This window comes from Clostridium mobile (assembly GCF_018918285.1).
Taxonomy (GTDB): domain Bacteria; phylum Bacillota; class Clostridia; order Clostridiales; family Clostridiaceae; genus Clostridium_AW; species Clostridium_AW mobile.
The window spans coordinates 351,944-369,325 of sequence record NZ_JAHLQF010000002.1; the positions used below are offsets into that span (position 1 = coordinate 351,944).

Sequence of the window (17,382 nt, forward strand, 5' to 3'; positions counted from 1 at the left end):
GGATAGAAGTGTTACATTTGTTGTAGACCGCATGGTCTAGACTAGCCGGTATATAATAAAGGAGGTATAAAAAATTGAAAGAAAAGTCTTTTGAAAGAAAGGCAGAACTGCTTGAGGCAGCATTAGATGAATTTATAACAAAAAACTATGAAGATGCTTCACTCAATAATATCATAAGGAATGCAAAGATCAGTAAAGGTACTTTTTATTATCACTTTCAAGATAAACAGGCACTTTATCTATTTTTATTAGAGTGTTCTGTAAGAAGCAAATGGGAATTTGTGAATGATAAGATTAATGAATATACAGAAGAATATGAAGGAAAGGACATTTTTGAAAAGTTTAAAATACAAGCAAGGATTGGTGCAGAATTTGCTATTGTTTTCCCAAAGTTTCATAGGTTGAGCAAGATGTTTACGAAAGAAAAAGGTAACAAAGTATACGATATTGCAAAGGGTATATTAGGAAGTGATACGGAAAAATTGCTTGAAGAAATGATAGATAAAGCTATAGAAAATGGAGACTTCAAAAAGGAATTTTCTAAAGAATTTATTGTAAAAACTGTAAGTTACCTTTTTATCCGTTTTGATGAGATTTTTTATACGCAAGAGGATTTTGAACTTGAAAAAATGATTGAAAACCTTGACAATTATGTGGATTTTATGAAAGGCGGTTTAGGTAAATAGAGGGTTTACCCAAATATAAGATGGGAGTGAATATTATGGAAAATACTAAATTTAAACGCTATGATAAAATGTTAGCTTTGATTTTTGCAGTGCTTACATTATTATTTCTTGTTTTGGCATTTACGAATAAAAGCTTTTTCGATTGGGCTTATGAACGCCACCAAAATCAATTAAGCTGGTATTTAAGACCATTGTTCCTTATACCCTTTTGTTATTTTGCATATAAAAGAAGTTGGGCTGGTATTTTCGGAACAATTTTTCTTCTTTTGACGAGTATGTTTTGGTTTCCAAGACCAGAAGTTGTAAGTGAACAAGTAAAGCAATTCCTGGAAATGGAAAAGGAATATTTAAGTGGTGTTTGGGGAAGTGCAAAAATACTGATGTCACTTCTTATTCCCGTTTCGTTTATTGCACTAGGCGTAGCATTCTGGAAGCGCAGCTTATGGTTTGGATTATCTGTTGTTGTCTTTATGGCTGTGGCTAAAATGATTTGGAGTGTAGCCTTTGGTGGCGAGGCAGGAAAGTCCATCTTTATACCTGCAATCATAGGACTAGTAATTTGTATTGGCTTAATTTATCTGGGGTTTAGGAAGCTTGAAAAAAAGAATAAATGGTGATCATGTGAAGGCGGAGCACTTTTTTGCTTCAAAATATAAAATTTAGATGAAAAATAGCAAGCCTAATATAAGGAGTAGAAAAACTCTTTATCAACAAATTTAGCATATCCAATACTAACTTGCCATAACAAGTTATACCTTAATCATAATATTTTTAATATATATAAATATTGTGATTAAGGTATAATTAAGATAGAAGAGCAAGGAAAAGTAATTGCATAATTGACATACAATGTAAGTATAGGATACAGATACAATATTAATTACTGGGTAGAGGTGTTTATGAAAGAGATCAAGTGATTCTTAGGTTCAGATGGAGTTTGCTTAAAAGGAATACTTACTCCAGCTGAAGCTTAGAAGAACTTATCCAGGGACGAGCATCCGTTATCTCCTACTTATAGAAGATGGGAGTGTTACGGATGTTACGTCATCGGATAAATGATTTTAATAAGGTGTACAAGTATTATGACAAATTTATGTCTATGTTTAATCTATATAAGCATGAAGAAGTAAAGTCTGCTGCAAAAATTGAATACTTCAAAAAATACCATAAGCCACCTAAGTTTGTTGTATGGCACAACGACTCTGATGATGGTGTGTCTTTGAATCATATCTTAAGCAATAGGTTATGAGCATTCGTTCCTGTAGACGAATTAAAATAAAGCTCCAGGAAATTTATATTTGACGAATACGCGTAGGAGGAGAGTAGAATTGCTTATTTTAGAAGATGTTCAATTTGATATAGAAAATAATACAAGAGATACTGCTTTTTTTATCAATAACGATGAGACAGATAATTTGAAAGTATCATTAGATGTTACATGTCAAAAAAATCAATTTCGAGGAGAAGTAGTTACACCGTCTTTGGTGAGTAACTGGCATGAAACTCATGCGAGAAATTCACAAGAGCTTGTTGGAAAAATATTTGAAGTGGAAAATATCGAAGCCGCAGATAAAAGGGAAGATACTTTTTATTTGTATGAGCACGAGCCACTTGTAAAATATCAACTGGAAATACTGGGTATTGAAGAAAATAAAGTTCATGTTATATGTGAGGGTATATCTGTGATAGATGGATACTCTACGCCAAGCACAACTGCTGATTTCAAGATAGACTGTTATTTGCCTATTATTACTGGAAAAGATGATTGGGCAAAACACGGGTTATGAGCATTCGCTCTTGTAGGTGAATTAAAACAAAGCTCCAGGAAATTTATATAATCTGACAATGTGAAAAATCAGAATTGGAGGAAATATGAGATGGATGAATTATCTGAAAAAATCAAAAATAAGATAGAGGAACTTGCTGAAATTGGTAATGGCTTTTATGATAACGAACAATATGATGAAGCTTTAAAAGTTTGGGAAGAAGCATTAAGTCTCATTCCCCACCCGCAACAATTTTATAGTGAAACTGTATGGTTTTTGGCTTCGATAGGCGATATATATTTTATACAGAATAACTTTGATAAGGCATATCAATGTTTTGACGCCGCAAGAGGAAATCTTTCTGGTGAAGGCTATGGTAATCCATTTGTCATGCTTAGACTTGGTGAAAGTTGCTTGGAGATAGGTGATGAAAAAAACGCCTTGGAATATATGTTAAGAGCATATATGTTTGAGGGCGAAGAAATTTTTGATGAAGATAACCCTAAGTATCTTGAGTTTTTAAGTGCTCATATAAATTTAGGACAAGACCGCACGAAAGAATGATTATTTATATAAGCTACACAAAATTGTATTTTACGAGGAGGATTATCTGTGAAAAAGAAAATTCGGATTGTTGGCGTACTTTCATTAATAATAGTAATAGGGTTGCTATTTTTAAGCACTGGGGGAAAAATAACAGGTATTATGCTAACTGATTACTCAATATCCGAAGATGGCAATGTAATGACGCTAGAAGTTGGTGTTGCAAGTAGTATAGGGTATATAAGAACGTTTAAAGCGAGTGAAGACGGAAATAAAAAATACATTACCTTTTATTCAACATACGGATTGAACAGTAATATCGGTGCTAAAGACGAATTTCAAGTTGAATTACACCCATCCTGCGATGAGATATATTTTTATCGTGGGAATGGCGAGTACAAGCTGAAGTTGCAAAAAAATAGCGGAACGAATGAATGGGAAAGAACTAAGTAACGACAAGGGTATGTAGATAATGAGAATAACCGGAAGCTGACAAATTCCAATTTGAGATTGAGTAATATAAATTAGAGATTTGAAGGGAGAATTAAGATGAAATATTTATGTACCGTTATATCCGTAAGAGATATAAAATCATCTAGAAAATTTTATGAGGATTTATTTGGGCTAGAAGTATATCAGAATTATGGGAAAAACATTGCTTTTACATGTGGTTTAGCATTGCAACAAGACTTTGATTGGCTTGTAAATCTTCCTAAAGAAGAAATACTAAAGAAATCTAATAATATTGAACTATGTTTTGAAGAAGAAAACTTTGATGACTTTTTGAATAAACTTGATGAGTATCCTGATATTCAGCGTTTAGGAGATGTTATAGAACATAGCTGGGGTCAACGTGTTGTGAGATTCTATGATTTGGATGAACATATTATAGAAGTTGGGGAATCTATGAAAGATGTTATTAATCGTTTTATATCTTCTGGTTTATCCATGGAAGAAACCTCAAAAAAAATGGATGTATCACTAGGGGACTTGAAGAAACTTTTAAACAGCTAAATAGGAATTTGAAAGAAAAGCGGAGGCGTAAAATGGAACTAAAAGTAATTAAGTTATCAGAAGAATATTTGGAAGAATGTGTAGATTTATTTATAGATACATTTTCAAGATACCCCTGGAATGATGAATATGATTCCAGGCAGCAGGTAAAGGATTTTTTCATAAATCATATGAAAAATAATTATTTTTTAGGTTATATAGGATTAATAGATAAAAAAGTTATAGCATTAAGTATAGGAATGAAAAAGCCTTGGATTTGCGGGATGGAATATTACATAGATGAATTTTGCATAGGGGATGATTATCAAGGAAAAGGTATTGGTAGCTTGTTTTTGAAAAATATAGAAGAGTTATTATATGATGAAAAGGTAGAAGGAATGATACTAAATACAGAAAGAGATTATCCGTCTTGTAAGTTCTATGAAAAAAATGGCTTTCAAGACTTAGGGAATCTGATTGTTTTGGGGAAATAAAAAATTGTGGGAACATACAAATTCTAATTTGAAGAAGAGGATGACAATGAATATACATAATCATAATTTGAATATACATTATACTGCACCAGCGGAAATATGGGATAAATTGAATGAGTTATATTTTGAAATGCCATTTTGGAATGGGTTTGTGAATGGCTGTCCACAATGGTATGGCAATGATGGAAAGCTGATAGAAGTATCTGTTGAGCCTAGCGGACTACAGTTCTATGCTAAATTACCTCAAGAAGAATGGAACTCATGGTTTGAATTGTTTAAAAGTAGAGCTTCTGAATTATTAGGTTTTCAAGTTGGGGAACCAGAAGATGGTTTTGAATTTTATATCTATGATTGAAGTATAAATTCCAATTTAAGGTTGAGTAATATAAATAGTAATTTGTATGTGTGTCTATGTTAGAAAATGGAGGGTGATAAATGGGAATAAAATTGAAAGCAAAATGGTTACAAGAATGTTTATGTGAATTTTTAAATAAGAAAGATAACATATTAAATGAAGAAGATTTAAAGAAAATAAAATACATTAGAATTGGAACAAGCAATGGTTACGAACTTCAATTAAGTCTTCAAGCACCTCCTCAAAAATTTATTCCAAGTGATTGTGGTGATGAATACGAATGTTGTTGTATATATAATACAAAAAGATTTAATTCTATTAATGAATTTATTGAAATCGAAAAATGGGAGGATAGTTATTCTTTAGAATTAAAGGATGAAGCACTTGAAAATCAGGTGGATATCTGGGATGTGGAGTTTGAAAAAATATCAATGAAAAGTAGTAAATTTGAAGAATCTTTAGTAGGTTTTGAGCCTTATGATGGTTGTTATATAAAAGAAAAATATGAAGAAGATGTTGAAAATGAAAGGCTATTAAACACTGATGATTTTAAGTGCTTTACAGAATTAGAAGCCTTGAGATTTATGGATTGTTGTATTGAGATTCATAAAATTGATTTTTTGAAGAATTTAAATAAACTCAGAATTTTGGAATTGGGCAGTGTTTCTTTAGAAAGTCTTGATGGTTTAGAGGAATTGAAGAATCTTGAAGAGCTTTGCATTTGGAGAAATTAATATTAGGATTAAAAATTGAATGATATTAGATTTATACTAAATGTAATAATTTGTTAAAAATTAAATAGTAATTTTAGTAGAGGAAGAATGTATGAGAAAAGAATTAGAATTTCCTGAAATTGATGAAAGTAAAATAGAATATGTTAGTAGGCTAATTGACGTTATTGCTGAAAATGGTACAGAGGATTATCATAAGGAATTGATAGAAATTAATAGTATTACAGGTAAAGAGTTTAATGGAATTGAGTTTGCGGAATATTGGGGCTGGACATCATTAGAGATGATTTCAAGACAAGCATTAACTCCCAATCCTCCATGCATTCGTGATTTAAGTAAAAGTGAAATTATAGAAATGATAGGTATTATAAAAAATCATTTTGAAAATGGGAAAGATGTAGAGGCTGAATACTATACTGAACTTTTACAAAAAAGTTTACCATTATGTGATATTTTACACTATGTAATGCTTGAAGGCGAACCAGAGCAGATTGCTGATAAAATGCTTGAAGATTTAAGAAATAGTATTATTCATTTATAAGAAATAAATTCCGAATTTGTAAGTTTGATAAGTTGTTGCTTAAAGGAGAAATGAAAATGAGATTGTTTGATAAATTTAAGAAAAAAAATATGGATAAAAAAAGTGTCACAAATAACACTTTTTCACAATTTACAAGTGTATTTGAGCCATCTAATGATTTGGTAAAACCTACAGAAGAGGAACTGAAGCAATTTGAGGATATATTACCATCTGAATTATTACACTTTTGGAAGGAATATGGATTTGGCAATTATGGTAATGGAATAATAAAGGTTATTAATCCACTTGACTATATGGAAAGTTTATATGAATGGCTTGGAAAAGAAGACTTCTCAAAATTGCCTATTTTGGTAACTGGCTTTGGAGATATTTTCTATTATCGAAAATTATCAGAAGTGGATGAGGATATCTGCCTTCTTAATATTCATTATAGAAACATTATAATATGTTCATACAGTTTAGATGATTTTTTAAAATCATATATTGTAGATGAAGTTAACTACAGTAAAATATTGAGAAAAGAATTATTTGACCAAGTATATGCTGTTAAAGGGAATTTAAAACCAAATGATATATATTTCTTTGTACCATCGCTTATCTTAGGAGGTAAAGAATCAGTAGAATTAATTGATAAAGGAAATGCAAATGTACATCAAAGTTTATTGTTTCAATTGGGCAAATGATATTTTAGTATATATTTTAAAATTCCAATTTAAGGTTGAACAATATAAATAGTAAATTTGTGGAGGTAAAATATGTTTAAGTTAGGGAAATTAAAGTTTGATGTGGAGAGTGCGACATTTAGTGGGAGTTTTATGGATTCTGCTATGAGTAAAAGAATGCAGAGTACTGGACTGGCAGAATTTCACTGGTTTATAGAAATAGATATGAATGCAGGGGATTTTGTAACAGAATTAGATGATGAAGAATTGAAAGACTTAGAAGATGATGAAGAAATTTATTATGAATCGGTTTCACCTCGTTTGTATCATAACAACGGTTTTAGGCTTGATATAAAATCATGGAAAGATATAGAAGGACTTTCTTTAAAATGGGATTCTCAATATAATGCAAACGGTGAAGAAGCGGGAACATTGTATGTTTTTGAACATGAAGATGTAACTAATGGAATAATTGAATTCTTAGAAAGAAATGGAAATAAGTTTCTGGTTCGATGGACAGGAACTGCAAATGTGTATTGGGATGATGAATATGGGGAAGATGTTCCATTTTCTTTTGAAGGAGAAGTGGAATTTAGTGGAGTTAGTGCTTATTGTGATGATATATCAACTTTAGATGAATTAAAAATAGTCATGACAGATTTTATTAATTTAGATGAATATAAATGTATATTCAATGATGCACATGAGATTGAAACAGGGATTTCTCATGTGTGGAAATTTTTCCCTGAAAATATAGATAAATGATAAATAGTTGAGTAATATAAATTCTAGTTTGTCATTCAGATAGTGAGTATTATGGGAAACAGGTTTTCAGTTTTATATTATTTATACAATAGGAGGTAATTACTATGAGTTTTGAGCTAAGACAGATTTTCTTGCCAAATCCTAACACGGATAATGTGCATGTAACTTATGAAAATAAGCTGCAGCCACTAGATGATTATTTAGGACTTGAAGTTTGCTTTTATTACGATAAAGAGCAAAATAAGTTTATGTTAGACGGTATTAACAGTTCTTGCATTTAACTAAGGCTCTATTATTTATATTTGGAGAAATGATAAAGCTACAGGAAATTTATATAATACTTAATGAGATATTTGATGGAGGGTCATATGCGAGTTTTTATATCAATAACACAGGATTTAAAAAAGGCTGTTCCATTCCAAAGGATGCTACCCTATATATTGGACAAACTTAAAGAGCAAAGTCTTACACCTGCACGTTACTTATTCGCATTTCAAGATGTGCCGAATACTAAGAATCAACTATTTTCTAAAACTTCTATGGGCAAACTGGTGAAAGCGTTCCCGCAGTTTGAAGATTATCTGTGGCCGCACAGTGAACAAAGACCGTGCGAGACTACAGCCTCTAATTTTCCTGCTGTGAGCGGGCTTACCTATGTGCAGCAGGGAATCCAAAATGCGATAACACCGGAGACGCTGACAGCGGTGGCTGAGAAAATTCCCAAGCCGTATTCCTTCTATAGTACCACCATCCTATTGGATGCCATTCCGTGGTTTGGAGACAGCAACCCCGAGCCGGCCTTATCTTGCGGTATACAGGATGTTCCCTGTGCAACGGACGGTATGAATCTATACAATGCAGAGTGCAGTTTCTATCAATCTGACAGTATTGTTTTAGCAAAATGCTTTGATTATGGAACCAACTACAATCCCATGCATCTGCGCTTTGAAGTAACGCCATTTATCGAAACTGATATGCTTGAGCAGATGGATGAGCAAATCGAAAAAATCAGCACGTTGTTTGGTGGTCAACGCAGAATGAAGCAGATGGTCTGCTGTTTTCCACCGGAAGAAATAGCTCGTTTTGATGCTGCTGCAAAACAGATGGAGTTGTTTTTGCAGAAACGAAGCGAGGCATGGGCACAGTTGCCTATGCCCAGCGGAATTCCATTTGGCAGAGGGGCTTACCAATCAGTTGCAAATGCTCCCAAGGACAAGGATTTTCAACATCGAAACACAGCCTCTTATTTCAAGAAGATACTCAAAGAAAGCGGATTCCTCTGGCATCACCCGAAAATCAACGGATATTGTGACTTTGGAAAAATTTTGCCGAAGGGTAATTACGCTCTGAATATCAGCACAGAGCTTCGTCGCGGAGATTCGTTGCATATCTACTTACGGTGCTCAGGCTACAATTTTTTTATCAGTCATGTGTTGGCTAGCGATCGCCCATGTCATTCGATGTATGAACTGGAGCTGTATACCTCCGATTTGAAGAAAGTCATACAGCTTTGGGAGAGTGAAGTTGTTCCGGAAATTCGACGGCTTTTCGGGGATACCCCAGATTGGTATGCGCATTCCATCCATTATGACAACTATATTGGATGTACTATCCGCAATCAGCCGTAGCCACATTATGAGCATTAGCTCTTGTATGCGAATTAAAACAACGCTATAGGAAATTTATATTTGTTGAGTCTTATGGAGGTTTTTATGCTATGTACGAAAATATATATAAGTGACACTAAGAAACCTATGACAATAGAAAGCACATCTGGTATTTTGGAAAGCCAACATAATGTTATATTGGATAAAATAGGTAAAGACTATATCTATTTAGAATACACTGTAGGTGATATCAGTTTATCAGTTGAGTTTAACAAGGAAAAAGCAGCATTTATTGGATGGGTTGATGAATATAATGATGACATTTCTTATTTTGACAATGGAAGTCAAAATATCTATTCCGTAGATTTAATTATCAATGCTTGCCCTCAAGAAAGAATGATGTGCTATTCATTGAAGGATATTAAAGCTATCATTGTGCATTTTTGTAAGACAGGAGAAAAGCATCCATCTTTTAAATGGATTTCAGATGCTGACATTTGATGTGAAGAGTGTGGCATTTTTTAGTATTAAAATAACGCTACAGGAATTTATCAATTAGGAGGATAAGTATGCCTATCTATCAACCAGAGCAGTATAATGTAATAATAAATAGAATAAAAGAAAAATGCATAGCCGAAGATGTTTTCTTGGGAGAGCAATTATTAGAACAAGAAATTTGCTTATTTGAAAAGAAGCATGATACCATACTTCCTGAGGTTTATCGAAAATTTTTGCTTGAGGTAGGCGATGGCTGTGATATGATTGGTGGATTCAAAATGAAATCTCTTGATATGATAGACAGATTGATATCAGAAAAATTATCAGCTACTTTTCCCTTTGAAGATCCTTGGATTTGGGAGGATGAAGAATGTCCATCCGAATCTCAGTTATTGGAAATTAGAAATGGAAACATTGAGCTTATTCATATTGGAGATGCACAATCCTATAATTTAATTGTTACAGGGAAATATCGTGGGGAAATTTGGTTTTTTTGTGATGTAGGAATACAGCCCTGTTGTCAGCGTCAAGATTTCTTGGGTTGGTTTGAAAAATGGCTTGATTATGGTAATGATGTTGATTATTTTACAGAATAACAGAATATCAGTATGAATAAAATGAGGATTCGCTCCTGTAGGTGATTTAATACCCAGCTACAGGAAATTTATATTAAGCACGGGAGAATTATATGGAATTTGATAAGCTATACACAAAACTTGAAACAACAGATATACGTGATTTTTATCACGTTGATACTGATTTCATGCTAGAAATATTTAAGATAATTAAAATGGGAAAATCCGATGTTCCTGATTGTATTCGAATATATAGTACGATATCTCAATGGTTTGGGAACTCCTTAAGAAGTGGGGTGTGGACTTATTACGAGATTGCAGATATGCAAGATTTATTATTAACAGCCCAACACTTATCACGTTGTTCATGGAAAGAGTTGCATCATATGTTTTGCCTGGGTATACATAACTATCAGTCTCCTCAATTCATTGGAAATTTCAACTATCCGCAAGAGTGGATTGATGAATCCGAATCCATCGATAAGTGGATTATGAATAATGAGAAAAAAATATACGAGTGGCAAAGAGAATTTCTGCTTGATTATAAGGATGAAGTATGCTCACTATAAAACTACATTTAATTGGCATTCGCTCTTGTAGGCGAATTAAAACAAAGTTACAGGGAATGAATATTCTCTATTATTAAAGGAGGTAGTACCTTGACATACGTTTTACAAGACTATTTGAATATATATCAATGCTTTCCTGCACATAGTACATGGAAGAAAAGTGATCGAAAAGAAAGGCATCGCATGCTGACAGAATGGCAAAATTGCCATTATTCACAAATGCCTGATGTGGAAGAAATCCGTTCTTTTATCAAATGTAATCCTAATTTGGTGTATGAACGGCCTTTTTTCCTAAAAGTATTAGTACCTTGCATTTATGCGGACATTGAAAATAACAGTATTGATGCTATCCGTTTTATGTTTGAAAATAATAGCGATCATTACATTGGTACAACCAGAGATTTCGTGGAAATGTTTTGTGAAGCATCGAATTGGACATATACTCCCTTTGATATGGCTGCATTTATATTGAACAAAGAACCGAATAATAAAACCGTACTACATTATAAGTATGTATTGATGAGCAGAATCATTGGTTTTACTATACATGAGGTTCCTTGTGGCATTTTGAATGGTATGAATGGTGCCGAAAAATCCGCAATACCAAAAATGTTAGAAGACTTAAACGAGTTTAAGCAGCTATGTAGTGTGTTGGGAGAAAATCAGAAAGCATTTATCGACTTATGCCGCAGGCTCTATGTGGCTTGGGATGAATATCTTGATAATAAAAGCAGTTACAATAATTTTGTGGACTACTTAGATAAACATCATATTTGTTATAAGGAATAGTATCGTAATACCTGGCTGTTGTGGAGGTGAGTATTATTGATTGAAAAAAATCAGTTGTTAAAGAAAAAGATAAAGATACAACAGGTAAAAAACAAACTAAAATTACTTAATGGGATAGAAATCTTAGATACATTTGAAAATGATGAAAATAGAAGACTCAACGAAATGTTTTCAGATTATTATCCAGCAATGTGTTCAAACAATACACTGCCACATAGTAAATTACCTTTTGAATCTTCTGATTTAGAAATATTTTCTTGGATTTCATCTGAAATGCGATTAGAAAATGGACAAGAATATTTCTTTTTGTGTAATGGTATATGGACAAGAATCAGAATCATTGATTTACAGTGGGCAATCAAAAGTTTATGGGAACATAACAGATACAAACAAGGTAAGCACAAAATAGGGTCTTTCGGTTTTTTGCTTATGGAAGTGAACTTGAATTATATTATGGAAGCAGGTTGCGATTCCAGGGATGAGTACAACTATCTAATTGATATTTGGGCTTGTGCTAAATGAGCATTCGCTCCTGTAGGCGAATTAAAATAAAGCTCCAGGAAATTTATATAATCTTGCTTTAGGGGATAGTCAAATATCTTCTGAGTATCAAACGATTCAATCAGTAAGAAGGTGATGGGAATGAAGTATGACTTATCAAGAGAATTTGCAGCAAAACTAAGTGTTATGCTCGAATCATCATTGATTCATTATAAATATTACGAATTGTGGTGTGATGAAATAATTGAAAGTATGGATAATCCCCCATACTGGATTATTGATTTAACAAGCACCAAATATTTGCCTGACGCAAGAAATGTTGTATACAGCTATGCATTTTCAGAGCCCTTCATAGATTTTTACTATTTAGAACTAACGGATTTTTATATTGCCTGTAAATATGTAAAATATATAAAAAAGCACATTTCCTGGGCCACCTTTTTGTCATCTGCTGGAAGCTATTCTGATGGTAATAGTTGCTGTGTGGAGTGTGAGTATTTTTATTCCTTGCTCAGCCAATTTGAAGAAAGTGAATATTCCAAAAATATGGAATATGAACAGTCAGAAGAAGTGGGTAAGAAATTTTCGAGCTATATTAAAGAAAGTGATAGATTATATGAGTATTTTCTAAAATACTTTAGACAATATGTTTCAAAAACAAAATGAGCATTCGCTCCTATACATGATTTAATACCCATCTACAGGAAATTTATATAATCTCGATAATTAAGGAGAAAAATAATGAATAACATGAACATAGATATAAGCATTTACATAGATGGTTTGGGGATTGCATTTTATTCTCCGGGTATGGTAACAGATATTGCTGTCGGAAGTAATTTTTTGATGCAGGAGTTTAATTGCCCTGCTGATATTGGAAGGCACATCCGAAAAGGTGATATAACTGCTTTCTGCACTGGAACACCCGGACAATTTGACCTGCGCTTTAGAAGTGGGTATCCCGACGAAACCATAAACGAGGAGTATCCTGTGGCTATACGGCTTGGACTTCAAGTGAAAGGCGGTAAAATCCATGTCATAGATTTGTATTGGCTTATGGAATTTGACGCTGAATGTCCGCAGGAACAAGTAGTAGAAGTCCAGGATGGTTTCTATCATATCACAGCACTCACCAGAAAGCCGAATTCTGGAAGATGGGGAGATGATCAGACAATCTATATTTATCTCAATGAACTCCCTGAAATGCCAGAATTGACATGGAATGGGGCACCACCATTGTTTGTTGAATAAACAAGATTACGAACATAATATGAATGACAAAACAAGAACTTGCCAGGGTAGCTCAAAATAAAGCAAGGCTATAGGAAATTTACATAACATTGTATGGGAGGAACAATTATGAGTTGGGAACTAAAGCAAATCTTTATGCCAAATCCAAATCCGAACAATGACTATACAAACTATGAAAAGAAGTTACAACCTCAAATGCGGTTTGCCAATCCAAAACTGAAAGATCTTTTTGAAAATCATGAAGATGAGATCATGAAGATCGTGGTCAAAGAAATCACAGAGTATTTAGAAGATGAAAGTGCTTGCAACGATGATTTGCATATGTTTCCTCGCAGATGTGAAATGATAGGCGAATGGTATGTTGGTGGTATTGCGTTACGTGAAGAAAACGGAAGAATTTGGGGAAGCGTTTTTACGCGCTTCTTGGGATATTATCCCGATCCCTCTGTTCGTATGCCAATAGATGATTATCTCGGATTAGAAGTATGGATAGAATATGATCCAGAGCATAAAAAATTTATTTTTGATGGAGGACTTGACAGTTCTTCGATTTGAATTGCCTAAACGAACAATGTCAAATTAAAATATGTCTAAAAGGAATTTTATTATGGATATTATTAAACTGTTGCAACAGGATGAAAATTTGTCTGACCTTCTGTGTTATATTTGTGACGTTGAAATTCTTTCGGAATTCAAATCTCCACAAGATGAATTTGGGCATTTAGCCTATAGTATAACTGGAAAAACCTTCGCAAAAGAAGGCACAGGAAGTGAATACATCTTATTGGAAGATGGTTCAGTTGGATTTTGGGGAAGTGAGGGCGAAAGCGGAAGAATTGCCGATAGCCTTTATGATTTTTTTGTGTTTATGGTAAACTGTCCATTTTGGCGTGATTATTTGAATGCTGCATCATATCAAAATATGGAACGTCTCCAAAGCTTCGCAAAAGAACTCATGGAAGAACATAGACAAATGGTTGAAGAAGATATGGATATGGACTTGGATGAAACCCAAAAAGAATTAGCAGAGGGTTTGAGCATTCCACTTGATAACGATATTTCTAATGTACTGATGAAGTTTTACCATAGTGCTACTAGAGAGCCACGTTTGATAACTACATATACGGAAAATGACGGAAGTACGCATAGCAATACAGGTTCTCTGTTTGAAAGTAAAGGTATAGTTCGATTCTAGCTAATGTGAAGAAAATGAGCATTCGTTTCTGTAGGCAAATTAAAATAAAGCTACAGGAATTTATATAATTTTACTGAACAGTAAAATAGAAATTTGGAGTGAAAAATGAGGATTATAGAATATTATTTAATGCCAGAGGCTAATTATCATGGTGAATATGATAGAAAAGAAGCTCATTATTTAGTGAAAAAAGGTTCTGTTGCAGATATGATACACGATAGTTCCATGCTATGGGGATACGATTTTAATAAAGTTATTCCTGATTTTGAACGATTAAATACTATCTTACTTAGTGGAGTGTTTGGAAGGTTGGCTGAATGGGAGCCATTTGAAATAACAGAAAATGAATATTCAGAAATTATAGAACAACTTCTAAATGCTGTAATGAATAGACCATATAGAAAAGAATGATATCCAATCTATTGTCGAGAGTGAACAATACAGTTATAATGGCCACTCGTGTTTTACAGGATAGAACGATGTTATATGACCTTTCAAAAAAACTAATTAAACTAATTAAATTCGGAGCTAACCCATTAAGCGAAAACAAGTATGGAAAGTTACCATTACAGATAGCGACTGACGGGGTAGATGAAAAATTAATTGCAATATTAGAGAATAGTGCAGATTAATCAGAATTTGGAAAGGAGTATTAGAAATGAGCATGGATTTAGATTTTTGGAAATATAAAAAAGGGACATGCCTTGATAACAAAGAAGTATATCTAAAAGCGTGTTGTGATGGACAAGAAATAGACGCTTTGGAGCAACTGCCTATTGAGGAAATTTTGAATAAAGTAGCTGTAGTTTTTAAAGATTGGACTGCTCTTGATAAGAACAATTATGAGAAAGAAGGACATGGTGCATTTAGTATTTTTACAACACCACAAATAGTACGCTTTGATTGTTATGGTATCAGTGGAGATGATATGAATTTGATCATAGATATAATGTTAGATTTTGGTTGTCCGCTATATGACCCTCAAATATCAGAACGATTTGACGTGGAGAAATAATCATTTCTAAGCTAAAGTTTTTCTATGAGGTTATTAGCATTCGTTTCTGTGGACGAATTAAAATAAAACTACAGGGATTTTATATAATATGCAAGGAGAGTATCTGGTGAAGAATATACATGGATTTATTTCCCGTATCAATGAAATAAAATGGTTTTCAAGATGTGGAACGGCTAAAAAACGGTACATTGTTGTTACTTCCATTTTTGAAGCATACGACAGTTACAACTCAAAAACGTTAGCTGTATGGGGACCTAAAATTTCTTCTTTAGAAACTCAAGCCATAGACATTATTACGGATGAGAAAATAGACTGTATTTTTGAGACCGTTTCCAGTGAGATACAAAACTCTTTATGGAATGGCTACTGCAATTTCATAAAGAGATGTAAACTTGAAAATGAAAATGGGTTAGAGAACGAAATTATGGATTGCGTAAAAAGGAATATGTCATGGGCAGCAATCGAAATACAGCTTGGACAAAAAGACTTTTTCAACGACCTTTTAAGCATTTACGAAGAAGGTCGATGGCCGTGCTCATACGATGGAGTTTATCCACACGGGAAATTCGTTGTTATGTAGACAAATATGAGGCATAGGAAGGGGGCCTTTATAGTGAAAAACAGGATTCAAAAGCTAATACAATTAGGATCTATCCCATCGAATAAAGAAATGAGCGATGAACTCTTTATGACCTATGATGATTTATTGCAGACGGAAGAACCTATTACACTAGAAGAAGCAGGGCAAATTATTGATTTTTTTTCAGTGGATTGTGACGATTTGAATTGGGGATTGCTTCATTTGATTGAAAGCGCACCACTTCTTACAAAAGGTAATATAAAAGAATATAGAAAGTTGATTGACCAGTGTAGACAGAGTGAGTTTCGGGAAATATTGCGTATTAGATTGGAAAACTGGGAAAAGAAAAATAATCTCCATTAGGAGGCAGAGTTAGATGGAAAAATACATGGTGACTGTGGTTGAACTAAAAACGCAGCATGAAATAAAATTAGTCATTGAGGCTGATGAAGCAGAAACTACTGAAAATATCATTTTAAGAGCACAAGTGAAGGATAGCCTAATATCGGTATTTGATTATAACTATTTTTCAGCATACCAAAAGTTAAGAAACAAAATCTTGGGGCTGGGCTATGGTATAAAATGCAATGGTTCACGGCTCAATGCGGTGCAATCCGCTATGATGGGTACAAGCGAAAATATCTATCTTGTCGAGTTAGGTAGACAGGCATTTACAAAAGATATTGTAAGTCTTTATGATTATGCTGAGATAAGTGCTTTCCCAGATACACAAGAGCAAACGGCGTTTTTTCAAAGATGGATAGATTCTTTGAACCAAGGGCAATCATGAAGATTATAAGCATTCGTTTATGTGATCGAGCTAAATCAAAGAATAGGAAGTTTATATTTATTCAAATTAAGGGATGATTTTGATGGTGATAAAAAAGTATAAAGAAATATGGATATACAACGAAACAGATGAACAAGCCTTATGTGCACTAATCAATGGAGAGTATGGCTGGTTAATGTATCTGCGTGAGGAAGGTGATGCAGGGTTCAGTTCCCGAAATTCCGATTATAAAGGTACGGAAGATGCTACAATGGAATTCTTCTTAAATAACGGGCAACGTGATGAATATCCTTTGTCTTGGGTATTACCTATTGATAAAGTGAATTCTGCAATTGAATACTTCAAAAAATACCATAAGCCGCCTAAGTTTGTTGTATGGCACAACGACTCTGATGATGGTGTGTCTTTGAATCATATCTTAAGCAATAGGTTATGAGCATTCTCTCCTGTAGTCGAATTAAAACAAAGCTACAGGA

The 17,382-nt window shown here is 33.4% G+C and carries 31 protein-coding genes; all 31 read left to right on the forward strand.

What is annotated here, in order from left to right; translation table 11 throughout:
- The first annotated feature begins 74 nt into the window (after nucleotides 1–74).
- The 31 genes from KQI86_RS07610 to KQI86_RS07760 all read left to right on the forward strand — a co-directional run bounded on the left by KQI86_RS07610 (nucleotide 75) and on the right by KQI86_RS07760 (nucleotide 17,342).
- On the forward strand, nucleotides 75–686 hold the full coding sequence (locus KQI86_RS07610; protein WP_216438681.1) for a TetR/AcrR family transcriptional regulator: 612 nt from the start codon (nucleotides 75–77) through the stop codon (nucleotides 684–686).
- A 35-nt stretch (nucleotides 687–721) separates the two neighbouring features.
- Nucleotides 722–1,303, forward strand: a complete 582-nt coding sequence (locus tag KQI86_RS07615) for a hypothetical protein (protein ID WP_216438682.1) — start codon at nucleotides 722–724, stop codon at nucleotides 1,301–1,303.
- 419 nt (nucleotides 1,304–1,722) lie between these two features.
- On the forward strand, nucleotides 1,723–1,935 hold the full coding sequence (locus KQI86_RS07620) for a hypothetical protein (protein WP_216438683.1): 213 nt from the start codon (nucleotides 1,723–1,725) through the stop codon (nucleotides 1,933–1,935).
- Nucleotides 1,936–1,984: 49 nt separating this feature from the next.
- Nucleotides 1,985–2,473, forward strand: a complete 489-nt coding sequence (locus tag KQI86_RS07625; RefSeq protein ID WP_216438684.1) for a hypothetical protein — start codon at nucleotides 1,985–1,987, stop codon at nucleotides 2,471–2,473.
- A 90-nt stretch (nucleotides 2,474–2,563) separates the two neighbouring features.
- A complete protein-coding gene (locus KQI86_RS07630; RefSeq protein ID WP_216438685.1) occupies nucleotides 2,564–3,016 on the forward strand; it encodes a tetratricopeptide repeat protein in 453 nt (150 codons plus the stop codon).
- A gap of 48 nt (nucleotides 3,017–3,064) precedes the next feature.
- A complete protein-coding gene (locus KQI86_RS07635) occupies nucleotides 3,065–3,448 on the forward strand; it encodes a YxeA family protein (RefSeq protein WP_216438686.1) in 384 nt (127 codons plus the stop codon).
- 96 nt (nucleotides 3,449–3,544) lie between these two features.
- The gene (locus tag KQI86_RS07640; RefSeq protein ID WP_216438687.1) at nucleotides 3,545–4,009 is read left to right on the forward strand and encodes a VOC family protein; all 465 of its coding nucleotides are present in this window, start codon (nucleotides 3,545–3,547) and stop codon (nucleotides 4,007–4,009) included.
- A 32-nt stretch (nucleotides 4,010–4,041) separates the two neighbouring features.
- The gene (locus KQI86_RS07645; RefSeq protein ID WP_216438688.1) at nucleotides 4,042–4,482 is read left to right on the forward strand and encodes a GNAT family N-acetyltransferase; all 441 of its coding nucleotides are present in this window, start codon (nucleotides 4,042–4,044) and stop codon (nucleotides 4,480–4,482) included.
- 46 nt (nucleotides 4,483–4,528) lie between these two features.
- Complete coding sequence (locus KQI86_RS07650) at nucleotides 4,529–4,837, forward strand: hypothetical protein (RefSeq protein ID WP_216438689.1); 309 nt, start codon at nucleotides 4,529–4,531, stop codon at nucleotides 4,835–4,837.
- Between the two features lie 80 nt (nucleotides 4,838–4,917).
- Complete coding sequence (locus tag KQI86_RS07655) at nucleotides 4,918–5,571, forward strand: hypothetical protein (RefSeq protein WP_216438690.1); 654 nt, start codon at nucleotides 4,918–4,920, stop codon at nucleotides 5,569–5,571.
- A 91-nt stretch (nucleotides 5,572–5,662) separates the two neighbouring features.
- Nucleotides 5,663–6,109 (forward strand): hypothetical protein, encoded by a 447-nt coding sequence (locus tag KQI86_RS07660; protein ID WP_216438691.1) that lies wholly within the window; start codon nucleotides 5,663–5,665, stop codon nucleotides 6,107–6,109.
- A gap of 56 nt (nucleotides 6,110–6,165) precedes the next feature.
- Nucleotides 6,166–6,792, forward strand: coding sequence for a T6SS immunity protein Tdi1 domain-containing protein (locus tag KQI86_RS07665; RefSeq protein ID WP_216438692.1), 627 nt, complete (start codon nucleotides 6,166–6,168; stop codon nucleotides 6,790–6,792).
- A 72-nt stretch (nucleotides 6,793–6,864) separates the two neighbouring features.
- Complete coding sequence (locus KQI86_RS07670) at nucleotides 6,865–7,536, forward strand: hypothetical protein (RefSeq protein WP_216438693.1); 672 nt, start codon at nucleotides 6,865–6,867, stop codon at nucleotides 7,534–7,536.
- 104 nt (nucleotides 7,537–7,640) lie between these two features.
- Nucleotides 7,641–7,817: a hypothetical protein gene (locus tag KQI86_RS07675; protein WP_216438694.1), complete on the forward strand. Its 177-nt coding sequence runs from the start codon at nucleotides 7,641–7,643 to the stop codon at nucleotides 7,815–7,817.
- A gap of 87 nt (nucleotides 7,818–7,904) precedes the next feature.
- Nucleotides 7,905–9,164, forward strand: a complete 1,260-nt coding sequence (locus KQI86_RS07680; protein WP_216438695.1) for a hypothetical protein — start codon at nucleotides 7,905–7,907, stop codon at nucleotides 9,162–9,164.
- Between the two features lie 84 nt (nucleotides 9,165–9,248).
- Nucleotides 9,249–9,644 carry a hypothetical protein gene (locus tag KQI86_RS07685; protein WP_216438696.1) on the forward strand — a complete coding sequence of 132 codons (396 nt, stop codon included), beginning with the start codon at nucleotides 9,249–9,251 and terminating at the stop codon, nucleotides 9,642–9,644.
- Between the two features lie 68 nt (nucleotides 9,645–9,712).
- A complete protein-coding gene (locus KQI86_RS07690; protein ID WP_216438697.1) occupies nucleotides 9,713–10,237 on the forward strand; it encodes an SMI1/KNR4 family protein in 525 nt (174 codons plus the stop codon).
- A gap of 92 nt (nucleotides 10,238–10,329) precedes the next feature.
- Nucleotides 10,330–10,785 carry a hypothetical protein gene (locus KQI86_RS07695; RefSeq protein ID WP_216438698.1) on the forward strand — a complete coding sequence of 152 codons (456 nt, stop codon included), beginning with the start codon at nucleotides 10,330–10,332 and terminating at the stop codon, nucleotides 10,783–10,785.
- Between the two features lie 270 nt (nucleotides 10,786–11,055).
- Nucleotides 11,056–11,574, forward strand: coding sequence for a hypothetical protein (locus KQI86_RS07700; protein WP_216438699.1), 519 nt, complete (start codon nucleotides 11,056–11,058; stop codon nucleotides 11,572–11,574).
- A 36-nt stretch (nucleotides 11,575–11,610) separates the two neighbouring features.
- On the forward strand, nucleotides 11,611–12,096 hold the full coding sequence (locus tag KQI86_RS07705; protein ID WP_216438700.1) for a hypothetical protein: 486 nt from the start codon (nucleotides 11,611–11,613) through the stop codon (nucleotides 12,094–12,096).
- Nucleotides 12,097–12,216: 120 nt separating this feature from the next.
- On the forward strand, nucleotides 12,217–12,741 hold the full coding sequence (locus KQI86_RS07710) for a hypothetical protein (RefSeq protein WP_216438701.1): 525 nt from the start codon (nucleotides 12,217–12,219) through the stop codon (nucleotides 12,739–12,741).
- Nucleotides 12,742–12,816: 75 nt separating this feature from the next.
- Complete coding sequence (locus KQI86_RS07715) at nucleotides 12,817–13,326, forward strand: hypothetical protein (RefSeq protein ID WP_216438702.1); 510 nt, start codon at nucleotides 12,817–12,819, stop codon at nucleotides 13,324–13,326.
- A 108-nt stretch (nucleotides 13,327–13,434) separates the two neighbouring features.
- A complete protein-coding gene (locus KQI86_RS07720; protein ID WP_216438703.1) occupies nucleotides 13,435–13,881 on the forward strand; it encodes a hypothetical protein in 447 nt (148 codons plus the stop codon).
- Nucleotides 13,882–13,969: 88 nt separating this feature from the next.
- Complete coding sequence (locus KQI86_RS07725) at nucleotides 13,970–14,521, forward strand: hypothetical protein (RefSeq protein ID WP_216438704.1); 552 nt, start codon at nucleotides 13,970–13,972, stop codon at nucleotides 14,519–14,521.
- Between the two features lie 105 nt (nucleotides 14,522–14,626).
- Nucleotides 14,627–14,932, forward strand: a complete 306-nt coding sequence (locus KQI86_RS07730) for a hypothetical protein (protein WP_216438705.1) — start codon at nucleotides 14,627–14,629, stop codon at nucleotides 14,930–14,932.
- 11 nt (nucleotides 14,933–14,943) lie between these two features.
- On the forward strand, nucleotides 14,944–15,153 hold the full coding sequence (locus tag KQI86_RS07735; protein WP_216438706.1) for a hypothetical protein: 210 nt from the start codon (nucleotides 14,944–14,946) through the stop codon (nucleotides 15,151–15,153).
- 26 nt (nucleotides 15,154–15,179) lie between these two features.
- Nucleotides 15,180–15,536 (forward strand): hypothetical protein, encoded by a 357-nt coding sequence (locus KQI86_RS07740; protein WP_216438707.1) that lies wholly within the window; start codon nucleotides 15,180–15,182, stop codon nucleotides 15,534–15,536.
- Between the two features lie 106 nt (nucleotides 15,537–15,642).
- Nucleotides 15,643–16,116, forward strand: coding sequence for a hypothetical protein (locus KQI86_RS07745; RefSeq protein WP_216438708.1), 474 nt, complete (start codon nucleotides 15,643–15,645; stop codon nucleotides 16,114–16,116).
- 6 nt (nucleotides 16,117–16,122) lie between these two features.
- Nucleotides 16,123–16,479: a hypothetical protein gene (locus KQI86_RS07750; RefSeq protein WP_216438709.1), complete on the forward strand. Its 357-nt coding sequence runs from the start codon at nucleotides 16,123–16,125 to the stop codon at nucleotides 16,477–16,479.
- A 13-nt stretch (nucleotides 16,480–16,492) separates the two neighbouring features.
- A complete protein-coding gene (locus KQI86_RS07755; RefSeq protein ID WP_216438710.1) occupies nucleotides 16,493–16,906 on the forward strand; it encodes a hypothetical protein in 414 nt (137 codons plus the stop codon).
- An 82-nt stretch (nucleotides 16,907–16,988) separates the two neighbouring features.
- Nucleotides 16,989–17,342 carry an Imm1 family immunity protein gene (locus KQI86_RS07760; RefSeq protein ID WP_216438711.1) on the forward strand — a complete coding sequence of 118 codons (354 nt, stop codon included), beginning with the start codon at nucleotides 16,989–16,991 and terminating at the stop codon, nucleotides 17,340–17,342.
- The last annotated feature ends 40 nt before the right edge of the window (nucleotides 17,343–17,382 follow it).

Excerpts from the sequence above, each read along its gene's own strand:
- KQI86_RS07690 (WP_216438697.1), top strand. The coding sequence starts at position 9,713 with ATGCCTATCTATCAACCAGAGCAGTATAATGTAATAATAAATAGAATA.
- KQI86_RS07650 (WP_216438689.1), top strand. The coding sequence starts at position 4,529 with ATGAATATACATAATCATAATTTGAATATACATTATACTGCACCAGCG.
- KQI86_RS07680 (WP_216438695.1), top strand. The coding sequence starts at position 7,905 with ATGCGAGTTTTTATATCAATAACACAGGATTTAAAAAAGGCTGTTCCA.
- KQI86_RS07665 (WP_216438692.1), top strand. The coding sequence starts at position 6,166 with ATGAGATTGTTTGATAAATTTAAGAAAAAAAATATGGATAAAAAAAGT.
- KQI86_RS07630 (WP_216438685.1), top strand. The coding sequence starts at position 2,564 with ATGGATGAATTATCTGAAAAAATCAAAAATAAGATAGAGGAACTTGCT.
- KQI86_RS07670 (WP_216438693.1), top strand. The coding sequence starts at position 6,865 with ATGTTTAAGTTAGGGAAATTAAAGTTTGATGTGGAGAGTGCGACATTT.
- KQI86_RS07615 (WP_216438682.1), top strand. The coding sequence starts at position 722 with ATGGAAAATACTAAATTTAAACGCTATGATAAAATGTTAGCTTTGATT.
- KQI86_RS07720 (WP_216438703.1), top strand. The coding sequence starts at position 13,435 with ATGAGTTGGGAACTAAAGCAAATCTTTATGCCAAATCCAAATCCGAAC.
- KQI86_RS07640 (WP_216438687.1), top strand. The coding sequence starts at position 3,545 with ATGAAATATTTATGTACCGTTATATCCGTAAGAGATATAAAATCATCT.
- KQI86_RS07710 (WP_216438701.1), top strand. The coding sequence starts at position 12,217 with ATGAAGTATGACTTATCAAGAGAATTTGCAGCAAAACTAAGTGTTATG.
- KQI86_RS07755 (WP_216438710.1), top strand. The coding sequence starts at position 16,493 with ATGGAAAAATACATGGTGACTGTGGTTGAACTAAAAACGCAGCATGAA.
- KQI86_RS07620 (WP_216438683.1), top strand. The coding sequence starts at position 1,723 with ATGTTACGTCATCGGATAAATGATTTTAATAAGGTGTACAAGTATTAT.
- KQI86_RS07750 (WP_216438709.1), top strand. The coding sequence starts at position 16,123 with ATGAGGCATAGGAAGGGGGCCTTTATAGTGAAAAACAGGATTCAAAAG.
- KQI86_RS07730 (WP_216438705.1), top strand. The coding sequence starts at position 14,627 with ATGAGGATTATAGAATATTATTTAATGCCAGAGGCTAATTATCATGGT.
- KQI86_RS07675 (WP_216438694.1), top strand. The coding sequence starts at position 7,641 with ATGAGTTTTGAGCTAAGACAGATTTTCTTGCCAAATCCTAACACGGAT.
- KQI86_RS07715 (WP_216438702.1), top strand. The coding sequence starts at position 12,817 with ATGAATAACATGAACATAGATATAAGCATTTACATAGATGGTTTGGGG.
- KQI86_RS07655 (WP_216438690.1), top strand. The coding sequence starts at position 4,918 with ATGGGAATAAAATTGAAAGCAAAATGGTTACAAGAATGTTTATGTGAA.
- KQI86_RS07645 (WP_216438688.1), top strand. The coding sequence starts at position 4,042 with ATGGAACTAAAAGTAATTAAGTTATCAGAAGAATATTTGGAAGAATGT.
- KQI86_RS07685 (WP_216438696.1), top strand. The coding sequence starts at position 9,249 with ATGCTATGTACGAAAATATATATAAGTGACACTAAGAAACCTATGACA.
- KQI86_RS07695 (WP_216438698.1), top strand. The coding sequence starts at position 10,330 with ATGGAATTTGATAAGCTATACACAAAACTTGAAACAACAGATATACGT.
- KQI86_RS07740 (WP_216438707.1), top strand. The coding sequence starts at position 15,180 with ATGAGCATGGATTTAGATTTTTGGAAATATAAAAAAGGGACATGCCTT.
- KQI86_RS07660 (WP_216438691.1), top strand. The coding sequence starts at position 5,663 with ATGAGAAAAGAATTAGAATTTCCTGAAATTGATGAAAGTAAAATAGAA.
- KQI86_RS07760 (WP_216438711.1), top strand. The coding sequence starts at position 16,989 with ATGGTGATAAAAAAGTATAAAGAAATATGGATATACAACGAAACAGAT.